Origin of the sequence: Pseudomonas sp. R28(2017) (assembly GCF_002112505.1) — a bacterium.
In the GTDB taxonomy this organism is placed as follows: domain Bacteria; phylum Pseudomonadota; class Gammaproteobacteria; order Pseudomonadales; family Pseudomonadaceae; genus Aquipseudomonas.
Window position 1 is genome coordinate 235,111 of record NZ_NEHW01000009.1, and the last position, 19,202, is coordinate 254,312.

The following is a 19,202-nucleotide window of genomic DNA, read 5'->3' on the forward strand; positions in this document are numbered from 1 at the left end:
CTTGCCTTTTTCCAGTGAGAGCGGGCGGCGACGTTTGCAAATGCCTGCGGCAGAACGTCGCATGTACGAGGCGAAATAGATTAACACAGGGCCGAAACGGGCCGCAGCAAGGGCAGGGAGCAGGGATGAATATCAGGGAATGGCCGGCTGAAGAGCGGCCGAGGGAGAAGTTGTTGCAGCGCGGGGCGGGAAGCCTGACCGACGCGGAATTGCTGGCCGTGTTTCTCGGCTCGGGCGTGCGTGGGCGCAATGTCGTGGAGCTGGCCCGAGGCCTGCTGGTGAGGTTCGGCAGCTTGCGCCAGTTGCTGGAGGCCGACCGTGAAGCCTTCGTCGGCGAGCTTGGGCTGGGCCCGGTAAGGTACAGCCAGCTGCAGGCGTTACTGGAGATCGGGCGCAGGCACCTGGCGACCGCCCTTGAGCGCGAGTCGGTCATGGATAGCCCGGTGGCAGTGCGACGCTATCTGAAATCCATGCTGCGCCACGAAGTGAGCGAGGTGTTCGGCTGCCTGTTTCTGGATACCAAGCACCGGCCGCTGGCGTTCGAGATCCTGTTCAGGGGCACGATAGACCGTGCAAGCGTCTATCCGCGCGAAGTGGTGCGCCGGGCGTTGCAGCACAATGCGGCGGCGCTGATCCTGTGTCACAACCATCCCTCGGGGCACAGCGAGCCGAGCCAGGATGATGTGCACCTGACGCTGTCGCTGAAGCGCGGGTTGGGGTTGATCGATGTACGGGTGCTGGACCACATCATCATCGGTGATGGGGAGCCGCTGTCGATGGTCGAGCAAGGCTGGATCGTGGCCTAGGTATTGTGCAGTCTGTACCGGCCTCTTCGCGGGCACGCCCGCTCCTACAGGTGGGTGCGATCCCTGTGGGAGCGGGCAAGCCCGCGAAGAGGCCGGGGCAGGCTTACTTGGTCACCGACACCTTGCTGAAGTCCAGCCGCCCGAACGGGCTGACCTGGTACCCCTCGACACCTTGGCGCAACAGCGTCGCCGCTGTCGGATGCGCCAGCGGCACCCACAGCGCCTGCTGTTGGATCAAGGTCTGCGCCTGCTGGTACAGCCGGCTGCGCACGCTCTGGTCGTTGGTGGTGCGACCGGCACCGATCAGCTGGTCCAGGCGGTTGTCGCAGAAGCGTGCAAAGTTAGTCCCAGATTGCACGGCCGCGCAGGAAAACTGCGGGCTGAGGAAGTTGTCCGGGTCGCCGTTGTCACCGGCCCAGCCCATGAACAACAGGTCATGCTCGCCCGCTTTGGCGCGGCGGATCAGCTCGCCCCACTCGATCACGCGGATCTCGGCCTTGATGCCGATCTTCGCCAGGTCGGCCTGGAGCATCTGTGCCCCCAGGCTCGGGTTGGGGTTCAGCAGGCTGCCCGACGGGCGGGTCCAGAGGGTGGTGTTGAAACCTTCAGCCAGGCCGGCCTTGGCCAGCAGTGCCTTGGCCTTTGCCAAATCCAGCGGGTAGCCGGGCAGGTCCTTGGCGTAGCTCCAGGTGTTGGGCGGGTAGGGGCCATTGGCAGCGGTGGCGGTGTCTTCGAACACGGCCTTGAGGTAGGCCTGCTTGTCGAAGGCCAGGTTGATCGCCTGGCGCACCTCAGGCTTGTCCAGCGGCGGGTGTTCGCTGTTGATGGCGACAAAGGCCGTCATGAACGCCGGGGTGGTGGCAACCTTGAGGTTGCCGTCCTTGCCAGCTTCGGCGATATCCAGCGGCTTGGGTGACAGGGCCACCTGGCATTCGTTGCGCTTGAGCTTCTGCAGGCGCACATTGGCGTCGGTGGTGATGGCGAAAATCAGTGGGTCGACGGCCGGCTTGCCGGCGAAGTAATCCGGGTTGGCGCGATAGCGCACCACGGCGTCCTTCTGGAAGCGCTGGAACACGAACGGGCCGGTGCCGATCGGCTGGCTGTTGAGTTTTTCCGGGCTGCCTTCCTTGAGCAGCTTGTCGGCGTATTCGGCCGAGTAGATCGAGGCGAAGCCCATGCTCAGGGTGGCCAGGAAGGTGGCGTCGGCGTGGGTCAGGGTGAAGCGCACGGTGTTGGGCTCTGGGGCCTCGATGGCCTTGATCAGGCTACCCAGTTGCAGCGACTGGGCGTGCGGGTAGCCGCCCGGGGCGGTCTTGTGCCAGGCATGGGCGGGGTAGAGCATGCGCTGGAAACTGAACAGCACGTCGTCGGCATTCAGCTCACGGGTCGGCTTGAAGTACGGCGTGGTGTGGAACTTGATGCCCTCGCGCAGCTTGAAGTCATAGACCAGGCCGTCGGCCGAAACGCTCCAGCTCTGCGCCAGGCTCGGCACGACCTTGCCCTGGGCCGCATCGAATTCCACCAGGCGGTTCATCAGCACGTCGGCCGAGGCGTTGGTGGTGGTCAGCGAGTTGTACTGAACCACATCGAAGCCTTCGGGGCTGGCCTCGCTGCACACGGTCAGCGGTGCGGCCTGGGCAGCGCCTGCGGCAAGCAGGGAAGTGAACAATAAGGAAAGGGCGGCAGCACGCATCGTGGCTCCTTGGCTGGTCAGTGGCCCATCTGCCGGTGCAGTCTGGAAACGTCCTACCCTAGTGTGCGTTTTCGGAAATGACCACCTTCTTTTTCAGGTGCTTGGCGACGAGCGGTCGACAGTGCGCCGGGCGAGTCGTTATGCTGCTCACGCGCGATTTTCAGCACATGGAAGCTCATCTTCTGTTGTTGCGGCGTAGTCTTTCTGGTATAAAGCAGCGCTCTTTTCTAGGGGCTCGGCCTGTCGCATCAGCGGATCCGGTCGATAAGACCTCCAGAATCACGGCGCCTGGCGCCAAAGACTGAGAGATTAAGCGGCCAACCCATGCCGGGTTGGGCATGTGGTTTTAGAGGGCTGAGTCATGTCGAGAGTCTGTCAAGTTACTGGTAAGGGTCCAGTAACCGGGAACAACATTTCCCACGCAAACAACAAAACCCGTCGTCGTTTCCTGCCGAACCTGCAGCACCACCGTTTCTGGGTTGAGTCCGAGAAGCGTTTCGTGCGTCTGCGCGTATCCGCCAAAGGCATGCGCGTTATTGACAAGCGTGGTATCGACGTAGTGCTGGCCGAGCTGCGCGCTCGCGGCGAAAAGTTCTAAGGAGAACGTCATGCGTGAATTGATCCGTCTGGTTTCGAGTGCTGGCACTGGCCACTTCTACACCACCGACAAGAACAAGCGCACCACTCCGGACAAAATCGAGATCAAGAAATACGATCCGGTTGTTCGCAAGCACGTGGTGTACAAGGAAGCCAAGATCAAGTAATTGATCGGCGACCTGAAAAAAACCCGCATCCGAAAGGACGCGGGTTTTTTTATGCCTGCTCGAGGCTCAGGTCACTTCTGCTCGAACATCACATAGATCTTGCGGCAAGGCTCCAGCACTTCCCAGGTGCCCTTGAAGCCTGCCGGGATGACAAACCGATCACCGGTACGCAGGGTCTTGGCGCCGCCATCCTGGTCGCGCAGCACCGAAACACCCTGCACGATCTCGCAGTATTCATGCTCGGTGTAGTTCACCGTCCATTGCCCCACCTCACCTTCCCAGACGCCTGCGGCGAACTGCCCGCAGGGGCTGGAATAGTGGTTGTAGACAGCCTGGTCGGGCTCGCCCTTGAGGATTTTTTCCGCCGCCGGGCGGTAGCGTTCAGCCTCGGTGAGAACCTGGGCGAAGTCGATGATGCTGGCGATGCTCATGGTGCGGCTCCTGTTGTTGTTTAATAAAATGCACATCAGTAGGCATTTAGGCCGTTCGTGTCAAATATATTGATACTTTACCCGGCCTGGTTTAGGGTATCGCTTGCCCGTGTGCGCTCGTCGCCCGGCCAGAATTCTGACAACGCCAGTGAGTCCTCAGTGCGGCGTTGCACCTAAACAAGAGGAGGAGTTTCGTATGACCACCCTGACCCGTGCGGACTGGGAACAACGTGCCCAGCAACTGAAGATCGAAGGCCGCGCCTTCATCAACGGCGAATACACCGACGCCGCATCCGGTGAAACATTCGACTGCCTGAGCCCGGTCGACGGACGCTTCCTGGCCAAGGTCGCCAGCTGCGACCTGGCCGACGCCAACCGCGCCGTGGAAAACGCCCGCGCCACCTTCGATTCCGGCGTCTGGTCGCAACTGGCCCCGGCCAAGCGCAAGGCCAAGCTGATCCGCTTTGCCGAGCTGCTGCGCAAAAACGTCGAAGAGCTGGCGCTGCTGGAAACCCTGGACATGGGCAAGCCGATCGGCGACTCCTCCAGCATCGACATCCCGGGCGCGGCGCAAGCCATTCACTGGACCGCCGAAGCCATCGACAAAGTCTACGACGAAGTCGCCCCGACCCCACACGACCAGCTCGGCCTGGTTACCCGTGAGCCGGTGGGCGTGGTTGGTGCCATCGTACCGTGGAACTTCCCGTTGCTGATGGCCTGCTGGAAACTCGGGCCGGCCCTGGCCACCGGTAACTCGGTGGTGCTCAAGCCGTCCGAAAAATCCCCGCTGACCGCCATCCGCATCGCCCAGCTGGCGATTGAAGCCGGCATCCCGGCGGGCGTGCTGAACGTGCTGCCAGGCTACGGCCACACCGTGGGCAAGGCCCTGGCCCTGCACATGGACGTCGACACCCTGGTGTTCACCGGCTCGACCAAGATCGCCAAGCAGCTGATGGTCTACGCGGGCGAGTCGAACATGAAGCGCATCTGGCTGGAAGCCGGTGGCAAGAGCCCGAACATCGTCTTCGCCGACGCCCCGGACCTGCAAGCCGCCGCTGAAGCGGCCGCCAGCGCCATCGCCTTCAACCAGGGCGAAGTCTGCACCGCAGGATCGCGCCTGCTGGTCGAGCGCTCGATCAAGGACAAATTCCTGCCGATGGTGGTCGAGGCCCTCAAAGGCTGGAAACCTGGCAACCCGCTCGACCCACAGACCACCGTCGGTGCCCTGGTCGACACTCAGCAGATGAACACCGTGCTGTCGTACATCGACGCTGGCCACAAGGACGGCGCCAAGCTGCTGGCTGGTGGCAAGCGCACCCTCGAAGAGACCGGTGGCACCTATGTCGAGCCGACCATCTTCGATGGCGTGACCAACGCCATGCGCATCGCCCAGGAAGAAATCTTCGGCCCCGTGCTGTCGGTGATCGCCTTCGACACCGCCGAAGAAGCCATCGCCATCGCCAACGACACCCCGTATGGCCTGGCCGCCGGCATCTGGACCTCGGACATCTCCAAGGCCCACAAGACCGCCCGTGCCGTGCGCGCTGGCAGCGTCTGGGTCAACCAGTACGACGGTGGCGACATGACCGCACCGTTCGGCGGCTTCAAGCAGTCGGGCAACGGCCGTGACAAGTCGCTGCACGCACTGGAGAAGTACACCGAGCTGAAGGCGACCTGGATCAAGCTGTAATCCGGTAGGCCTTGTTCGCGGGCAAGCCCGCTCCCACAGGTACTCCGCTGCGCTCAAGGCCTGCGGTGGACTTGTGGGAGCGGGCTTGCCCGCGAATGGGCCTTCACAATTCTGCCTGGGAGGCTGCAATGCGTTGGGGAACCTACTTTGCCGTGCTGGCGTCGGTGCTCAGTGTCGGGCTCGCGCTCGGTGTGAGCATGCCGCTGGTGTCCCTGCGTCTTGAAGCCTGGGGCTATGGTGGGTTCGCCATCGGTGTGATGGCGGCGATGCCGGCACTGGGCGTACTGCTCGGTGCCAGCCTGGCCAGCCGCCTGGCCGGCTGGGTCGGGGTGCCCTCGGCGATGCGCCTGTGCCTGTGGGGCGGGGCGCTGTCGATCGGCCTGGTGGCCCTGCTACCGAGCTACCCGTTGTGGCTGGCCCTGCGCCTGTTGATCGGCATGTCGTTGACCGTGGTGTTCATCCTCGGCGAAAGCTGGATCAACCAGCTGGTGGTCGAGCAATGGCGCGGCCGCCTGGTGGCGCTGTATGGCAGCAGCTACGCCCTGAGCCAGCTGGCCGGGCCGCTGGTGCTGGGCTTCCTCGGTTCCGACGATGACTTCGGCTTCTGGGCCGCCACCGCGCTGTTGCTGCTGGCGCCCTTGCTGCTGCTCAAGCGTGGTGGTGCACCCAGCACCGAAGCCTGCAGCGTGACCTTCGGCGACCTGTTCGCCTTCTGCCGCCGCTTGCCGGTGATTGCCTGGGCTGTCGCCCTGTTCGCTGCCTTCGAAGCGATGATTCTCACCTTGTTGCCGGTGTATTGCCTGCAGCAGGGTTTCAGCACCGAAATTGCCCTGTTCATGGTCAGTACCGTGGTGGTGGGCGATGCCGTGCTGCAGTTGCCGATCGGTGCACTGGCCGACCATATGTCACGGCAGGCGCTGTTCACTGGTTGTGCGCTGACCTTGATGGTGTCCAGCCTGGCGATTCCGCTGCTGCTGGACACGCCGCTGATCTGGCCCCTGTGGGTCCTGTTCGGGGCCAGCGCCGGCGGCCTGTTCACCTTGTCGCTGATCTTGATCGGCGAGCGCTACCGCGATGATGCGCTGGTGCGGGCCAATGCCCATGTCGCGCAGCTATGGGGCATCGGTTGCCTGCTCGGGCCGTTGCTGGCTGGCGCGGGGAGCCAGTGGATCAGCGGTCATGCGCTGCTGTGGCTGATGGCGGCGGGGGCGGCGGGCCTGGTGCTGCTGACCCGCAGGCGCGGCGCGTTCGAGCCCGCCTCGGTCTGAGCCTACAACATCTTCTCCAGGCCAACGGCCTTGCTGATCCAGGCATTGAACCGCCGCCAGATGCCCCCGGGCTCTGATGTCAGCATGTGCCGTTGGCCATTGTCCTCGGTCGCCCAGACCAGTTTGTCATCCACCAGCCTGACCTGGTAACTCAGCGCCGGCGCCATACCCTGCTGGGCCAGTTCGCGGGTGTATTCGGCGAGCTCGGGGCTGTCCACCAGCACGCCGACTTCGGTGTTCCACAGCACCGAGCGGGGGTCGAAGTTGAACGAGCCGATAAAGGTCTTGCGCCGGTCGAACACGATGGCCTTGGTGTGCAGGCTCGAGTCCGAGCTGCTGCCATGGAAGCTGATGCGCGCGGGTGTCGGGTCGCCCGGCTGGCGACGCAGTTCGAACAGCTGCACACCGTGCTCCAGCAGCGCCCGGCGGTAGGGGGCATAGCCGCCATGCACAGCTGGCACATCGGTGGCTTCCAGCGAGTTGGTCAGCAGCTTCACCGAAGCCCCGGCGTCGGCCCGGCCGGTCAGGTACAGCAAGCCCGGCTCGCCCGGCACAAAATAGGCTGACATCAGGATCAGCTCGCGGTGCACACTGGCCAGGTCCGGTGCCAGTTGCTGGCTCAGCAGCAGTTGCGGGTCCGGCTCATCGTCGGCCAGCACCTTGCTCGGTGCATCCCACAGTGCCTGGGCATGGGCCCAGATCAGCTCGTTGCGCCATACATCCAGGCGCGGCTGCGACTGATAGGACATGAGCCGGTCGTAGAGGGCCTTGCGTTGCACCCGTGCCTGGGCCAGCGACACTTCCAGGCGCTGGCGGCTGGCGCGCAGGTCGTCGGCATCCGGGGCGCGCCAGAGGAAATCGGTGATCGGCCGGCTCAGGGCGCTGTTCCAGTACTGATCGAAGCTGTGCCCCAGTTGCTCGGCGATCGGGCCGACGCCGAGCAGGTCGATGTCGGTGAAGTTGAGGTTGGGCTCGGCATCGAAGTATTCGTCACCCAGGTTGCGCCCGCCGACGATGGCCATGCTGTTGTCCACCAGGAACAACTTGTTGTGCATGCGCCGGTGCTGGCGCGACAGGTTGAACAGACGGCCGACGGCACGCGTCACGCCAGTGCTGCGCCCCAGGTGCAACGGGTTGAACACCCGGATCTGGATGTTCGGGTGGGCGTCCAGGGTGCCCATGATGGTGTCCAGGCCATCGCTGGTGGTGTCGTCCAGCAGGATGCGCACGCGCACGCCGCGGTCGGCTGCACGCAACAGTTCGTGAACCAGGGCGCGGGTGCTCAAGCCATCGTGGACGATGTAGTACTGCAGGTCGATGCTTGCCTGGGCGTTGCGGATCAACTCTGCGCGGGCACGGAAGGCCTCGTTGCTGTTGGGCAGCAGGCGAAAGCCCGAACGCCCTTCATAGGGTGCGGCCTGGCGCAGCACCGAGCGGCCGAAGGCTGACTCGCCGGCAGGCAGTGCCTGGCTGGTTTCGCGGGGTGTGCCGATACTGGCACAGCCGCCGAGGCCGAGCAGCAGCACCAGCAGCAGAGGCAAGGCTCGCTGGAGTCTCAAGGGTGGATCGTCCTGTACGGCAAAGCGCTAACGGGTTGGACTACGAAAGGCGGCGCAAAGTTACGCCTCGGCGTGGTCTTCATCCAGTAGACGAAGGGCGGTTTCGCCGACCTTGCGCACCGCCGCTTCGATCTGCGGCGTTGGCCGCGCGGCGAAATTCATGCGCAGGCAATGGCGGAACTTGCCCGAGGCCGAGAAGATACTGCCCACGGCAACCTGCACACCCTGCTCCAGTAAAGCGCGGTTCAGCCGCAGCGTATCGAAATGTTCGGGCAATTCCACCCACAGCATGAAACCGCCCTGGGGCCGGCTGACCCGGGTGCCGGGTGGGAAATAGCGCGTCACCCAGTCGCTCATCAGGTCGCGACCACGCTGGTACTGGCTGCGCATGCGCCGCACATGGGGCTGGTAGTGGCCGGCAGCGATGAAGTCGGCAATCGCCAGTTGCGGCTGGGTGGCGGTGCTGCCGGTGCTGATGTACTTCATGTGCAGCACCCGTTCCAGGTAGCGGCCGGGAGCGACCCAGCCGATGCGCAGGCCAGGGGCGAGGGTCTTGGAAAACGAGCTGCACAGCAGCACGCGGCCATCGTCGTCGAACGACTTGAGCGTGCGCGGGCGTGGGTAGGTGTAGGCCAGGTCGCCATACACGTCGTCTTCGAGGATCGCCACATCGTAGCGCTGGGCCAGGCTCAGCAGGGCTTTCTTGCGGGCCTCGGGCATGATGTAGCCGAGCGGGTTGTTGCAGCTTGGGGTGATCTGGATGAGCTTGATCGGCCACTGTTCAAGCGCCAGTTCCAGCGCTTCGAGGCTGATGCCGGTGATCGGGTCGGTGGGGATTTCCAGGGCCTTCATGCCCAGGCCCTTGAGGGTCTGCATGGCGCCGTGGAAGCTCGGCGAGTCGACCGCGACGATATCGCCCGGTTCGCACACCGCGCGAATGCTGCACGACAGCGCCTCGTGGCAGCCGGTGGTCACCACCAGGTCGGCAGGGCCCAGGCGGCAGCCGGAGTCGAGCATCAGCCGGGCGATCTGCTCGCGCAGGGCCAGGTTGCCATGGATGTTGTCGTAGTACAGGCCCGGCATGTCCTGGCGCCGGCTCAGTTGAGCGAGGCTGCGCAGCAGCGGCTTGAGGGTCGGGCTGTCGATGTCGGGCATGCCGCGGCCCAGCTGGATCACGCCCTGGCGCGGGGTACTGCGGACCAGTTCGAGCACCTGTTCCCATTGCGAGATATCCACCGGGCGCTGGGCCGGGCGACTGACAGCGGGCAGGGCGGGGAGGTGGCGATGGTCGCTGACGAAGTAACCGGACTTGGGCCGTGGCGAGACCATGCCGCTGTCTTCGAGCATGCGGTAGGCCTGCTGTACGGTACTCAGGCTGACACCGTGTTCCACGCTCAGGGCACGCACCGATGGCAGGCGCTGGCCGGGGCGATAGAGGCCCTGTTCGATGCGCGCGCCGAGCAGTTCGGCGAGGTTCAGGTAAAGGGTCACGGCATACTCCTGCGCTTTTTGTAGGAAGCGACCAGTACAGTTGCGTTGAAAATACAGCATTCAGGCGTCAGGCAGCCAATTCTGTATGGGAATAATAAGCCTGTATTGGATCTGTATTGCCAGGGCCGCCGACGCGCATGCTTTCTCCACGGTTACACACTGAATGGGAGAAAGCAGCGATGGGTGGCATGAGCGATGTGCGCTTGCAACTGTTGGCCAAGGAACTGGATGCCGGGCAGCAGACCAAGGTTTTCAACGCACCGGCTGGGCTCGGGCGCTGGGGGCTGATGCTGCATCGCTGGCACACCCGCCGGGCCCTGCTGCAGCTGGATGATGACCAGCTGCGGGATATCGGCTTGAGCTGGGAGCAGGCGCGCACCGAGGGCCGTAAACCCTTCTGGAAAGACTGACGCAAATCTTCAGAAAGTGCGCGGACCCTGTGGGAGCGGGCATGCCCGCGAAGCAAGCACCGCGGTGTATGGCACGGGCGGCGCCCGTGTTCGCGGGCACGCCCGCTCCCACAGGGATCGTGTAGGGCGCAGGCGCTAGACGAGCTCTTTCAGGCGATGCCAAAGCATCCCCAGGGCCAGTATCGGCGAGCGCAGGTGCTTGCCGCCGGGGAAGGTAACGTGCGGCACCTTGGCAAACAGGTCGAAACGCCCGCTTTCCTGGCCGCTGATCGCTTCACCCAGCAGGCGCGCAGCCAGGTGGGTGGCGTTCAGGCCATGGCCGGCGTAGGCCTGGGCGTAATAGACGTTGGGCTGGCTGGCCAGGCGGCCGACCTGTGGCAGGCGGTTGGCACCGATGCCGATCATGCCGCCCCACTGGTAATCGATGCGCACATCCGCCAGCTGCGGGAACACTTTGAGCATCTTCGGGCGCATGTAGGCGGCGATGTCCTTCGGGTCGCGCCCGGAATAGTGGCAGGCACCGCCGAACAGCAGGCGGCGGTCGGCCGACAGGCGATAGTAGTCCAGCGCCACGCGCTGGTCGCACACGGCCATGTTCTGCGGCAGTAACTGCTGGGCGCGCTCTTCGCTCAGCGGCTCGGTGGCGATGATGTAGCTGCCGGCGGGCAGCACCTTGCCGCCCAGCTCGCGGTTGAGGTCGTTGTGGTAGGCGTTGCAGCACAGCACCAGAGTTTTGGCACGCACCCGGCCCTGTGCGGTGTGCACCTGCACTTCAGGGCCGTAGTCGATGCGCGTGACTTCGGACTGCTCGAACAGCTTCACCCCCAGGCGACTGGCCACAGCCGCCTCACCCAAGGCCAGGTTGAGTGGGTGCAGGTGCCCCGAACCCATGTCGATCAGGCCGCCGACGTAGCAATCGGAGCCCACCACGCTGTGCATGTCGTCCTTGCCGACCAGGCGCAGTTCGTGGCGGTAGCCCAGGCTGCGAAGCTCATCGGCATCCTCGGCAAAACCCTTCAGCTCGTCGGGCTTGTTGGCCAGGTCACAGTAGCCCCAGGCCAGGTCGCAGGCGATGGCGTGGCGCTCGACCCGTTCGCGGACGATGTCCACGGCTTCCAGGCCCATCAGCCTCATGCTGCGTACGCCCTCTTCGCCGAGCACTGGAAGAAACTGCTCCAGGCCGTGGCCGACGCCGCGAATCAGCTGGCCACCGTTGCGCCCGCTGGCGCCCCAGCCGAGCTTGCGCGCTTCCAGGAGGATCACCGAGAAGCCACGCTCGGCCAGTTCGATGGCGGTGTTCAAGCCCGAATAGCCACCGCCGACGATACACACGTCGGCGCTGTGTTCGCCTTGCAGGAAGGAATGGTCCGGGTGGGGCGCGCTGCTGGCGGCGTAGTAGGAGGCGGCATGCTGCGCGCTGTGGATCATGAGCTAGGTCCTGTTGCGGGTTCGGTTGTAGGAGGATAAGCCGTGGCTTTGCAATTGGCCCTATAATTCAAGCCTGATTTCACTTCAATCTTGTACCCCGCCATGTCCTGCAACCGTCACAAGATCCACTTCCTGCGTGAGCTCATTCCTTCTTTCGAATGCGAGCCCGGCTGCCACGACTGCTGCGGCCCGGTCACCACCTCGTCGGAAGAAATGGCCCGCCTGCCGCGCAAGACCCAGGCCGAGCAGGATGCCGCGCTGGAGCACCTGAGCTGCGTGCACCTGGGCCCCAACGGCTGCACTGTCTATGCAGAACGCCCGATGATCTGCCGCCTGTTCGGCACCACGCCGCGCCTGGCCTGCCCGCGCGGCCGCGGCCCGGACCCGATGATCGAGCCCGAGGCCGAGCAGCTGGTCCACCAGTTCATCGCCAGCACGCGGCAGGTGCTGGTCTAGCCTCAGTCAGGAATCGGCAGGCAGAGGCTCTCTTTCACCTCTTCCATCACGATGTAGCTCTTCGATTCGCGCACATGCGGCAGCTTCAGCAGGATGTCGCCAAGCAGCTTGCGGTACGAAGCCATTTCCGAGATGCGCGCTTTCACCAGGTAGTCGAAATCGCCGGATACCAGGTGGCATTCCAGCACATGGGGCAGCTTGAGTACCGCGCGGCGGAACTCCTCGAAGGTGTCGCCGGACTTGTAATCCAGGCTGATCTCCACGAACACCAGCAGGCTGCCCTTGAGGTGCTGCGGATTCAACCGGGCGTTGTAGCCCATGATGATGCCCTCGCGCTCCAGGCGGCGTACGCGCTCGGTGCAAGGGGTGGTGGAAAGCCCAACTTTCTCGCCCAGTTCGGTGAAGGAAATACGCCCGTCATTCTGCAGGATACGCAGGATGTTGCGGTCGATCTTGTCCAGTTCACGCTTGCTCTGGTGCTGGGTTCTCATAGGGGATGCCCCTCCGTGAAAGGCGATTTTGCCGAGAATTCTCGCCAATAATAGGCTTTTATATAGTGAATTGCACTGGGCTGAGATTCTTATACTGCGCGCATCCATGCCATATCAACAAAATAGCGGTGCGCCGCGTGCGAGGGATGAACGATGCGAGTATTGGTACTTGGTAGCGGTGTGATCGGTACCGCCAGTGCCTACTATCTGGCCCGGCAAGGCTTCGAGGTGACCGTGGTCGACCGCCAGCCGGCAGTGGCTCTGGAAACCAGCTTTGCCAACGCAGGCCAGATCTCGCCCGGCTATGCCTCGCCCTGGGCCGCCCCTGGCGTGCCGCTCAAAGCCATCAAGTGGCTGCTGGAGCGCCATGCGCCCCTGGCCATCAAGCTGACCGGTGATGTCGACCAGTACCTGTGGATGGCACAGATGCTGCGCAACTGCACCGCCAGCCGCTACGCGGTGAACAAGGAGCGCATGGTGCGCCTGTCCGAGTACAGCCGTGACTGCCTCGACGAACTGCGTGCCGAAACCGGCATTGCCTACGAAAACCGTAGCCTGGGTACCACCCAGCTGTTCCGCACCCAGGCCCAGGTAGACGCTGCGGCCAAGGACATCGCCGTGCTCGAACAGTCCGGCGTGCCTTACGAGCTGCTCGACCGTGATGGCATTGCCCGTGTCGAGCCGGCCCTGGCTGGTGTGAAAGACATCCTCGCCGGCGCCCTGCGCCTGCCCAACGACCAGACCGGCGACTGCCAGCTGTTCACCACCAAGCTCGCCGAAATGGCGGTCAATCTGGGTGTGGAGTTCCGCTTCGGCCAGGACATCCAGCGCCTGGACTTCGCCGGCGACCGCATCAATGGCGTGTGGATCGATGGCAAGCTGGAAACGGCCGACCGCTACGTGCTGGCCCTGGGCAGCTATTCGCCGCAGATGCTCAAGCCGCTGGGCATCAAGGCCCCGGTGTATCCGCTCAAGGGTTACTCGCTGACCGTGCCGATCACCAATGCCGACATGGCGCCGACTTCGACCATTCTGGATGAGACCTACAAGGTCGCGATCACCCGTTTCGACAACCGCATCCGCGTTGGCGGCATGGCGGAAATCGCCGGTTTTGACCTGTCGCTGAACCCGCGTCGGCGCGAAACGCTGGAGATGATCGTCAACGACCTTTATCCTCGCGGCGGCGACCTGAGCCAGGCCAGTTTCTGGACCGGCCTGCGCCCGGCGACCCCGGACGGCACGCCGATCGTGGGGGCCACCGCGTTCCGCAACCTGTTCCTCAACACCGGCCACGGTACGCTGGGCTGGACCATGGCATGCGGTTCCGGGCGCCTGCTGGCTGACCTGATTGCGCGCAAGAAGCCGCAGATCAGTGCCGAAGGCCTGGACATCTCGCGGTATGGCAACAGCCCGGAAGTCGCCAAGCAAGGCCAGACCACGCCTGCCCACCAGCAGTAAGGTCGCCTGTACCGGCCTCTTCGCGGCGGTTCGTCGCCACGGCAAGCCCGCTCCCACAGGGACACCACAGATTTCGAAAGCTGTGCAGCAACTGTGGGAGCGGGCTTGTCGTGGCGACGAACCGCCGCGAAGAACCCAACACCGATTTCAACCTGAGCACCATAAGGCAGCCGCCATGCGTCCCGCCCGCGCCCTGATCGACTTGCAAGCCCTTCGCCACAACTACCGCCTGGCCCGTGAACTGTCCGGTGCCAAGGCCCTTGCCGTGGTCAAGGCCGACGCCTACGGCCACGGCGCCGTGCGTTGCGCCCTGGCCCTGGAGCCCGAAGCCGACGGCTTTGCCGTGGCCTGCATCGAAGAAGCGCTGGAGCTGCGCGCCGCCGGCATCAAGGCCCCGGTGCTGCTGCTCGAAGGTTTTTTCGAAGCCAGCGAGCTGGCGCTGATCGCCGAGCACGACCTGTGGTGCGTGGTGCATTCGCTGTGGCAGCTCGAAGCCATCGAGCAGACCCAGGTGCACAAGCCGCTGACCATCTGGCTCAAGCTCGACAGCGGCATGCACCGTGTAGGCCTGCACCCCAAGGACTACCACGAGGCCTACCAGCGCCTGCTGGCCAGCGGCAAGGTTTCGCGCATCGTGCTGATGAGCCACTTCGCCCGCGCCGACGAGCCGGAGGCCGACGCCACCGCCCAGCAGATCGCCGTGTTCAACGCCGCCCGTGAAGGCCTGGCTGCCGAATGCAGCCTGCGCAACTCGCCCGGCGTGCTGGCCTGGCCGCAGGCCCCGAGCGACTGGGTGCGCCCAGGCATCATGCTGTACGGCGCCAGCCCCTTCGAAGCCGACCAGCCCCAGGCCGCGCGCCTGCAGCCGGTGATGACCCTGCAGTCGCGGGTCATCAGCGTGCGTGAGCTGCCCACCGGTGAGCCGGTGGGCTACGGTGCCAAGTTCGTCAGCCCGCGGCCGACCCGCGTTGGCGTGGTCGCCATGGGCTACGCCGACGGCTACCCGCGCCACGCGCCCACCGGCACCCCGGTGATGGTCGCCGGCAAGCGCAGCCAGCTGATTGGCCGCGTGTCGATGGACATGCTCTGCATCGACCTCACCGACGCGCCCGAAGCCACTGTCGGCAGCCCGGTCGAGCTGTGGGGCAAGCACGTGCTGGCCAGTGATGTAGCGATGCAGGCCGGGACCATTCCCTACCAGATCTTCTGCAACCTGAGACGCGTGCCGCTGGACTATTACGGCGAATAAGGCGCCGAAGCGGACAGCTTGAGGGGCGGTGTGTTGTAAATACTGAACGGCATTGCCATGATATCGTTCACATTCACCCCGCCATCTCACCGTTTCAGGAGGCTCCAGCTTTGGACGTCGGCGAACGACTGCAAGCCATCCGCAAGCTCAAGGGCCTGTCCCAGCGGGAACTCGCCAAGCGCGCGGGGGTGACCAACAGCACCATCTCGATGATCGAGAAGAACAGCGTGAGCCCCTCGATCAGCTCGCTGCGCAAGGTGCTCAGCGGCATTCCCATGTCGATGGTCGAATTCTTTTCGGTAGAGCTGGAGGCCGAAAGCCCCGCGCAGATCGTCTACAAGGCCCACGAGCTGATCGACATCTCCGACGGTGCGGTGACCATGAAGCTGGTGGGCAAGTCGCACCCCAACCGCGCCATCGCCTTCCTTACCGAGGTCTATCCGCCGGGTGCCGACACCGGTGCCGAGATGCTCACCCACGATGGTGAAGAAACCGGCATCCTGCTCGAAGGCAAGCTCGAGCTGGTGGTGGGCAACGAGATCTTCATCCTCGAAGCGGGTGACAGCTACTACTTCGAAAGCACCCGCCCGCACCGTTTCCGCAACCCGTTCGACGCACCAGCGCGGCTGATCAGTGCGGCTACGCCTTCGAACTTTTGATCCAGCGCAGTGCATTGTTTCGGCAATACCCCTTTCCTGAGTAGGGTCGTTTCACGGTTTCCGGGTTCCCGCTATACTTTTCAACGCTCGCATTACCGTGGCCGCGGGCGTGATTAGCCACCATGAGGGTGTTCGCGTGAACCAAATCAAGAAGATGCTGGCCGTACCAGCAGCCGTATTCGCCCTTTGGGCAATGAGCGCAACCGCAGCGACCAACGACGAGCTTGCCAAACGCCTTGAGCCGGTCGGCCAGGTGTGTGTGCAGGGCCAGGAATGCAAGGGCATGGAAGTGGCTGCCGCAGCCGGGGGCGGCGGGGCCAAGACGCCGGATGACGTGATTGCCAAGCACTGCAACGCCTGCCACGGCACCGGCTTGCTGGGCGCGCCGAAGATTGGCGACGGGGCCGCGTGGAAAAAGCGCGCTGACGAACAGGGTGGGGTGGACGGGCTGCTGGCCAAGGCCATTACCGGCCTGAACGCCATGCCACCGAAAGGGACCTGCGCGGACTGCTCGGATGATGACCTGAAAGGGGCCATCAAGAAGATGTCCGGGCTTTGAGCCGAAGATGAATTGCACCAGGCCCGCCATTTATGGCGGGCTTTGTTTTTGTATTGCCTGCTCCGGCCCTTTCGCGGGCAAGCCCGCTCCCACAGGTAAAGCAAAATGCTGCCAATTTGCGGGGTCTGTGGGAGCGGGCTTGCCCGCGAAAGGGCCGGTACTGGCAACCAACCCGCTTGAGCCCATGTCCAACCCCTGACCCCATGGATGATTCAGGAGGCCCCGATGCACCTCTGCTCCATCGACCAGGCCGTCGAGCAGGTTCTCGCCCGGCTGCCAGCGCATATCCACATGGGCCTGCCGCTGGGCCTGGGCAAGCCCAACGCCTTCGTCAACGCGCTGTACGAGCGCGTGCGCGAGCTGCCAGAGCGACAGTTGACGATCTACACCGCGTTGTCGCTTGGCCGCCCACCCCTGGGCGACGGCCTGCAACGGCGTTTCCTCGAGCCCTTCGTCGAGCGCGTGTTCGCCGACTACGAAGAACTCACCTACCTCGCCGACCTGCGCAACGACCGCCTGCCGCCGAACATCCGCGTCGAGCAGTTCTTCATGCAGCCCGGCAGCCTGCTGCACAGCGAATCCGCCCAGCAGGACTACATCAGCAGCAACTACAGCCACGCCGCGCGCGACATCAATGCCAAGGGCCTGAACCTGGTCGCCCAGTTGGTCGCCGCCACGCCGGAGAAGCCTGTCCACTTGAGCCTGGCCTGCAACCCCGACATCACCCTCGACCTGCAGCCGATGATCGCCAAGCGGCGTGCGGCAGGTGAAACCATCCTCATGCTCGGCCAGGTTCATACCGCACTGCCCTACATGCCGGGCGATGCGGAGCTGCCGATCGATGCGTTCGACCTGTTGATCGATGAAGCGGAGCAGCGCCGGCTGTTCTCTACCCCGAACATGCCGGTCACCACCCAGGACCACTGCATCGGTTTGCATGCAAGCTCACTGGTGCGTGACGGTGGCACCCTGCAGATCGGCATCGGTGCCATGGGCGATGCGCTGGCGGCGGCGTTGCTGGCACGTCAGGGCGACAACCCGGGTTACCGCGCCTTGCTCGACGAACTGGACGTCGCCCCCTGGCAGGCGCTGATCGAGCGGGAAGGGGGCCTGGAGGCCTTCGCCCAGGGCCTGTACGGCTGCAGCGAGATGTTCGTCAACGGCCTGCTGGCGCTGGCCGAGGCGGGTGTGGTGCGGCGCCCGGCGGACGAGCAGGGTGTGCTGGTGCACGGCGGCTTCTTTCTCGGCCCGCAGGCGTTCTACCAGCGTTTGCGTGAGATGCCGCTGGAGCAGCGCGCCCGTTTCTCGATGACCCGCATCAGCTTCATCAACGAACTGTACGGCCAGGAAGACCTCAAGCGCCGCCAGCGCCGCGATGCGCGCTTCGTCAACACGGTGTTCGGCATGACCCTGCTCGGCGCCGGGGTGGCCGACCAGCTGGAGGACGGCCGGGTGCTCAGCGGGGTCGGCGGGCAGTACAACTTCGTGGCCCAGGGCCATGCGCTGGAGGGCGGGCGCTCGATCCTGCTGCTGCGCAGCTGGCGTGAGTCCGGTGGCGAGGTGACTTCCAACCTGTTCTGGCGCTACGGCCACTGCACGATTCCCCGGCACCTGCGCGATATCGTGGTAACCGAATACGGCATCGCCGACCTGCGAGGGCAGACCGACAGCGAAGTGATTGCGCGGTTGCTGGCAGTGAGCGATTCGCGGTTCCAGCAGGGGCTGATCGAGCAGGCGAAAGAGGCCGGCAAGCTGGCCAGGGATTTTCAGCTGGACGCACGATTTACCGACAATACGCCACAGCGGTTGGAGGCGATCAGGGTTCGGCATGCGCGCCTGTTCCCGGAGTATCCGCTGGGAACGGACTTCACGGCTGAAGAGCGTGACCTGTTGCGGGCACTGAACTGGTTGAAGAGCAAGTTCAAGCTGAGTGAGGTGCTGGAGCTGGGCAAGGCGGCATTGGAGGCGCCGGGGCCGCAGGGGTATGAAGCGCACCTGGCGCGGATGCAGCTGGATCGGCCGCAGGGGCTCAGGGAAGAGCTGTACCAGCGGTTGCTGCTGGCGGGATTATCAGAAACCTGACAGATAGATGCTGGGGCCATTCGCGGGCAAGCCCGCTCCCACAGGTACCGCACAGCTTTCAAAACCTGTGCGGTACCTGTGGGAGCGGGCTTGCCCGCGAAGCAGGCGACGCGGTCACTCGATGAACGAAACCACACCACCTTCCAGCGACTTCACCCGGGCCAGCGATTCAACGCGGTAGCCCTGGCTGTCCAGCTCGGCGCGGCCGCCCTGGAACGACTTCTCGATGACGATGCCCAGGCCGGCAACGGTGGCACCGGCCTGCTTGATGATCGAGATCAGTGCCTGCGACGCCTTGCCGTTGGCCAGGAAGTCGTCGATCACCAGCACGCGGTCGCTGCTGTTGAGGTGGCGCGGCGAGATGGCCACGGTGTTCTCGGTCTGCTTGGTGAAGGAGTACACCGAGGCGGTCAGCAGGTTCTCGGTCAGGGTCAGCGACTGGTGCTTGCGCGCGAAGATCACCGGTACGCCCAGCTTCAGGCCGGTCATCACCGCCGGGGCGATGCCCGAGGCTTCGATGGTGACGATCTTGGTCACGCCAGCATCGGCGAACAGGCGGGCGAACTCGTCACCGATCAGCTGCATCAGCGCCGGGTCGATCTGGTGGTTGAGAAACGCGTCGACTTTGAGTACCTGGTCGGAAAGCACGATGCCTTCTTCGCGAATCTTCTGATGCAGTGCTTCCACTGTGGTATTCCTCGATGTAAC

General features: G+C 64.2%; 19 protein-coding genes. 12 read left to right on the top strand and 7 right to left on the bottom strand.

Annotated elements, in window-relative coordinates; genetic code table 11:
- Window positions 1-125 precede the first annotated feature (125 nt).
- Window positions 126-806: a DNA repair protein RadC gene (radC, locus tag CAF78_RS17690; protein ID WP_085676474.1), complete on the top strand. Its 681-nt coding sequence runs from the start codon at window positions 126-128 to the stop codon at window positions 804-806.
- Between the two features lie 103 nt (window positions 807-909).
- Here the strand turns inward: radC and CAF78_RS17695 are convergent, their stop codons facing one another.
- A complete protein-coding gene (locus CAF78_RS17695) occupies window positions 910-2,499 on the bottom strand; it encodes an ABC transporter substrate-binding protein (protein ID WP_085676473.1) in 1,590 nt (529 codons plus the stop codon).
- Between the two features lie 361 nt (window positions 2,500-2,860).
- Here CAF78_RS17695 and rpmB point away from each other — a divergent pair, with 361 nt between their 5' ends.
- Together rpmB and rpmG are read left to right on the top strand one after the other, a co-directional pair.
- A complete protein-coding gene (gene rpmB / locus CAF78_RS17700) occupies window positions 2,861-3,097 on the top strand; it encodes a 50S ribosomal protein L28 (RefSeq protein WP_003258972.1) in 237 nt (78 codons plus the stop codon).
- Window positions 3,098-3,107: 10 nt separating this feature from the next.
- Window positions 3,108-3,263, top strand: a complete 156-nt coding sequence (gene rpmG / locus CAF78_RS17705; protein WP_003253507.1) for a 50S ribosomal protein L33 — start codon at window positions 3,108-3,110, stop codon at window positions 3,261-3,263.
- Window positions 3,264-3,334: 71 nt separating this feature from the next.
- Here the strand turns inward: rpmG and CAF78_RS17710 are convergent, their stop codons facing one another.
- Window positions 3,335-3,694 carry a cupin domain-containing protein gene (locus tag CAF78_RS17710; protein ID WP_085676472.1) on the bottom strand — a complete coding sequence of 120 codons (360 nt, stop codon included), beginning with the start codon at window positions 3,692-3,694 and terminating at the stop codon, window positions 3,335-3,337.
- Between the two features lie 196 nt (window positions 3,695-3,890).
- Between CAF78_RS17710 and CAF78_RS17715 the strand changes: the two genes are divergently transcribed.
- Complete coding sequence (locus tag CAF78_RS17715; RefSeq protein WP_085676471.1) at window positions 3,891-5,384, top strand: aldehyde dehydrogenase; 1,494 nt, start codon at window positions 3,891-3,893, stop codon at window positions 5,382-5,384.
- A 128-nt stretch (window positions 5,385-5,512) separates the two neighbouring features.
- Complete coding sequence (locus tag CAF78_RS17720) at window positions 5,513-6,652, top strand: MFS transporter (RefSeq protein WP_085676470.1); 1,140 nt, start codon at window positions 5,513-5,515, stop codon at window positions 6,650-6,652.
- A 2-nt stretch (window positions 6,653-6,654) separates the two neighbouring features.
- On the opposite strand, the gene CAF78_RS17725 is transcribed toward CAF78_RS17720, so the two are convergent.
- Entirely contained in the window at window positions 6,655-8,211 is a 1,557-nt protein-coding gene (locus CAF78_RS17725) for a phospholipase D family protein (protein ID WP_085676469.1), read from the bottom strand.
- A 60-nt stretch (window positions 8,212-8,271) separates the two neighbouring features.
- The gene (locus CAF78_RS17730) at window positions 8,272-9,702 is read right to left on the bottom strand and encodes a PLP-dependent aminotransferase family protein (protein ID WP_176247322.1); all 1,431 of its coding nucleotides are present in this window, start codon (window positions 9,700-9,702) and stop codon (window positions 8,272-8,274) included.
- A gap of 179 nt (window positions 9,703-9,881) precedes the next feature.
- Here CAF78_RS17730 and CAF78_RS17735 point away from each other — a divergent pair, with 179 nt between their 5' ends.
- Entirely contained in the window at window positions 9,882-10,112 is a 231-nt protein-coding gene (locus tag CAF78_RS17735; RefSeq protein WP_060507671.1) for a DUF1127 domain-containing protein, read from the top strand.
- 135 nt (window positions 10,113-10,247) lie between these two features.
- On the opposite strand, the gene CAF78_RS17745 is transcribed toward CAF78_RS17735, so the two are convergent.
- Window positions 10,248-11,540, bottom strand: a complete 1,293-nt coding sequence (locus CAF78_RS17745; RefSeq protein ID WP_085676467.1) for an FAD-binding oxidoreductase — start codon at window positions 11,538-11,540, stop codon at window positions 10,248-10,250.
- Window positions 11,541-11,642: 102 nt separating this feature from the next.
- Between CAF78_RS17745 and CAF78_RS17750 the strand changes: the two genes are divergently transcribed.
- Complete coding sequence (locus CAF78_RS17750; RefSeq protein ID WP_085676466.1) at window positions 11,643-11,996, top strand: YkgJ family cysteine cluster protein; 354 nt, start codon at window positions 11,643-11,645, stop codon at window positions 11,994-11,996.
- A 2-nt stretch (window positions 11,997-11,998) separates the two neighbouring features.
- Here CAF78_RS17750 and dadR read toward each other — a convergent pair whose 3' ends face one another.
- Complete coding sequence (gene dadR / locus CAF78_RS17755; protein ID WP_003258963.1) at window positions 11,999-12,487, bottom strand: transcriptional regulator DadR; 489 nt, start codon at window positions 12,485-12,487, stop codon at window positions 11,999-12,001.
- Between the two features lie 153 nt (window positions 12,488-12,640).
- Between dadR and dadA the strand changes: the two genes are divergently transcribed.
- The 5 genes from dadA (at window position 12,641) to CAF78_RS17780 (ending at window position 18,494) form a co-directional block, all read left to right on the top strand.
- The gene (dadA, locus tag CAF78_RS17760; protein ID WP_085676465.1) at window positions 12,641-13,945 is read left to right on the top strand and encodes a D-amino acid dehydrogenase; all 1,305 of its coding nucleotides are present in this window, start codon (window positions 12,641-12,643) and stop codon (window positions 13,943-13,945) included.
- Window positions 13,946-14,120: 175 nt separating this feature from the next.
- Entirely contained in the window at window positions 14,121-15,194 is a 1,074-nt protein-coding gene (alr, locus tag CAF78_RS17765; protein ID WP_085676464.1) for an alanine racemase, read from the top strand.
- A 110-nt stretch (window positions 15,195-15,304) separates the two neighbouring features.
- On the top strand, window positions 15,305-15,853 hold the full coding sequence (locus CAF78_RS17770) for a cupin domain-containing protein (RefSeq protein WP_027917004.1): 549 nt from the start codon (window positions 15,305-15,307) through the stop codon (window positions 15,851-15,853).
- A 136-nt stretch (window positions 15,854-15,989) separates the two neighbouring features.
- Window positions 15,990-16,412, top strand: coding sequence for a cytochrome c5 family protein (locus CAF78_RS17775; protein WP_027917003.1), 423 nt, complete (start codon window positions 15,990-15,992; stop codon window positions 16,410-16,412).
- A gap of 225 nt (window positions 16,413-16,637) precedes the next feature.
- A complete protein-coding gene (locus CAF78_RS17780) occupies window positions 16,638-18,494 on the top strand; it encodes an acetyl-CoA hydrolase/transferase C-terminal domain-containing protein (RefSeq protein WP_085676463.1) in 1,857 nt (618 codons plus the stop codon).
- Window positions 18,495-18,608: 114 nt separating this feature from the next.
- Here the strand turns inward: CAF78_RS17780 and CAF78_RS17785 are convergent, their stop codons facing one another.
- Window positions 18,609-19,181: a xanthine phosphoribosyltransferase gene (locus tag CAF78_RS17785; protein ID WP_003253535.1), complete on the bottom strand. Its 573-nt coding sequence runs from the start codon at window positions 19,179-19,181 to the stop codon at window positions 18,609-18,611.
- Window positions 19,182-19,202: the final 21 nt, after the last annotated feature.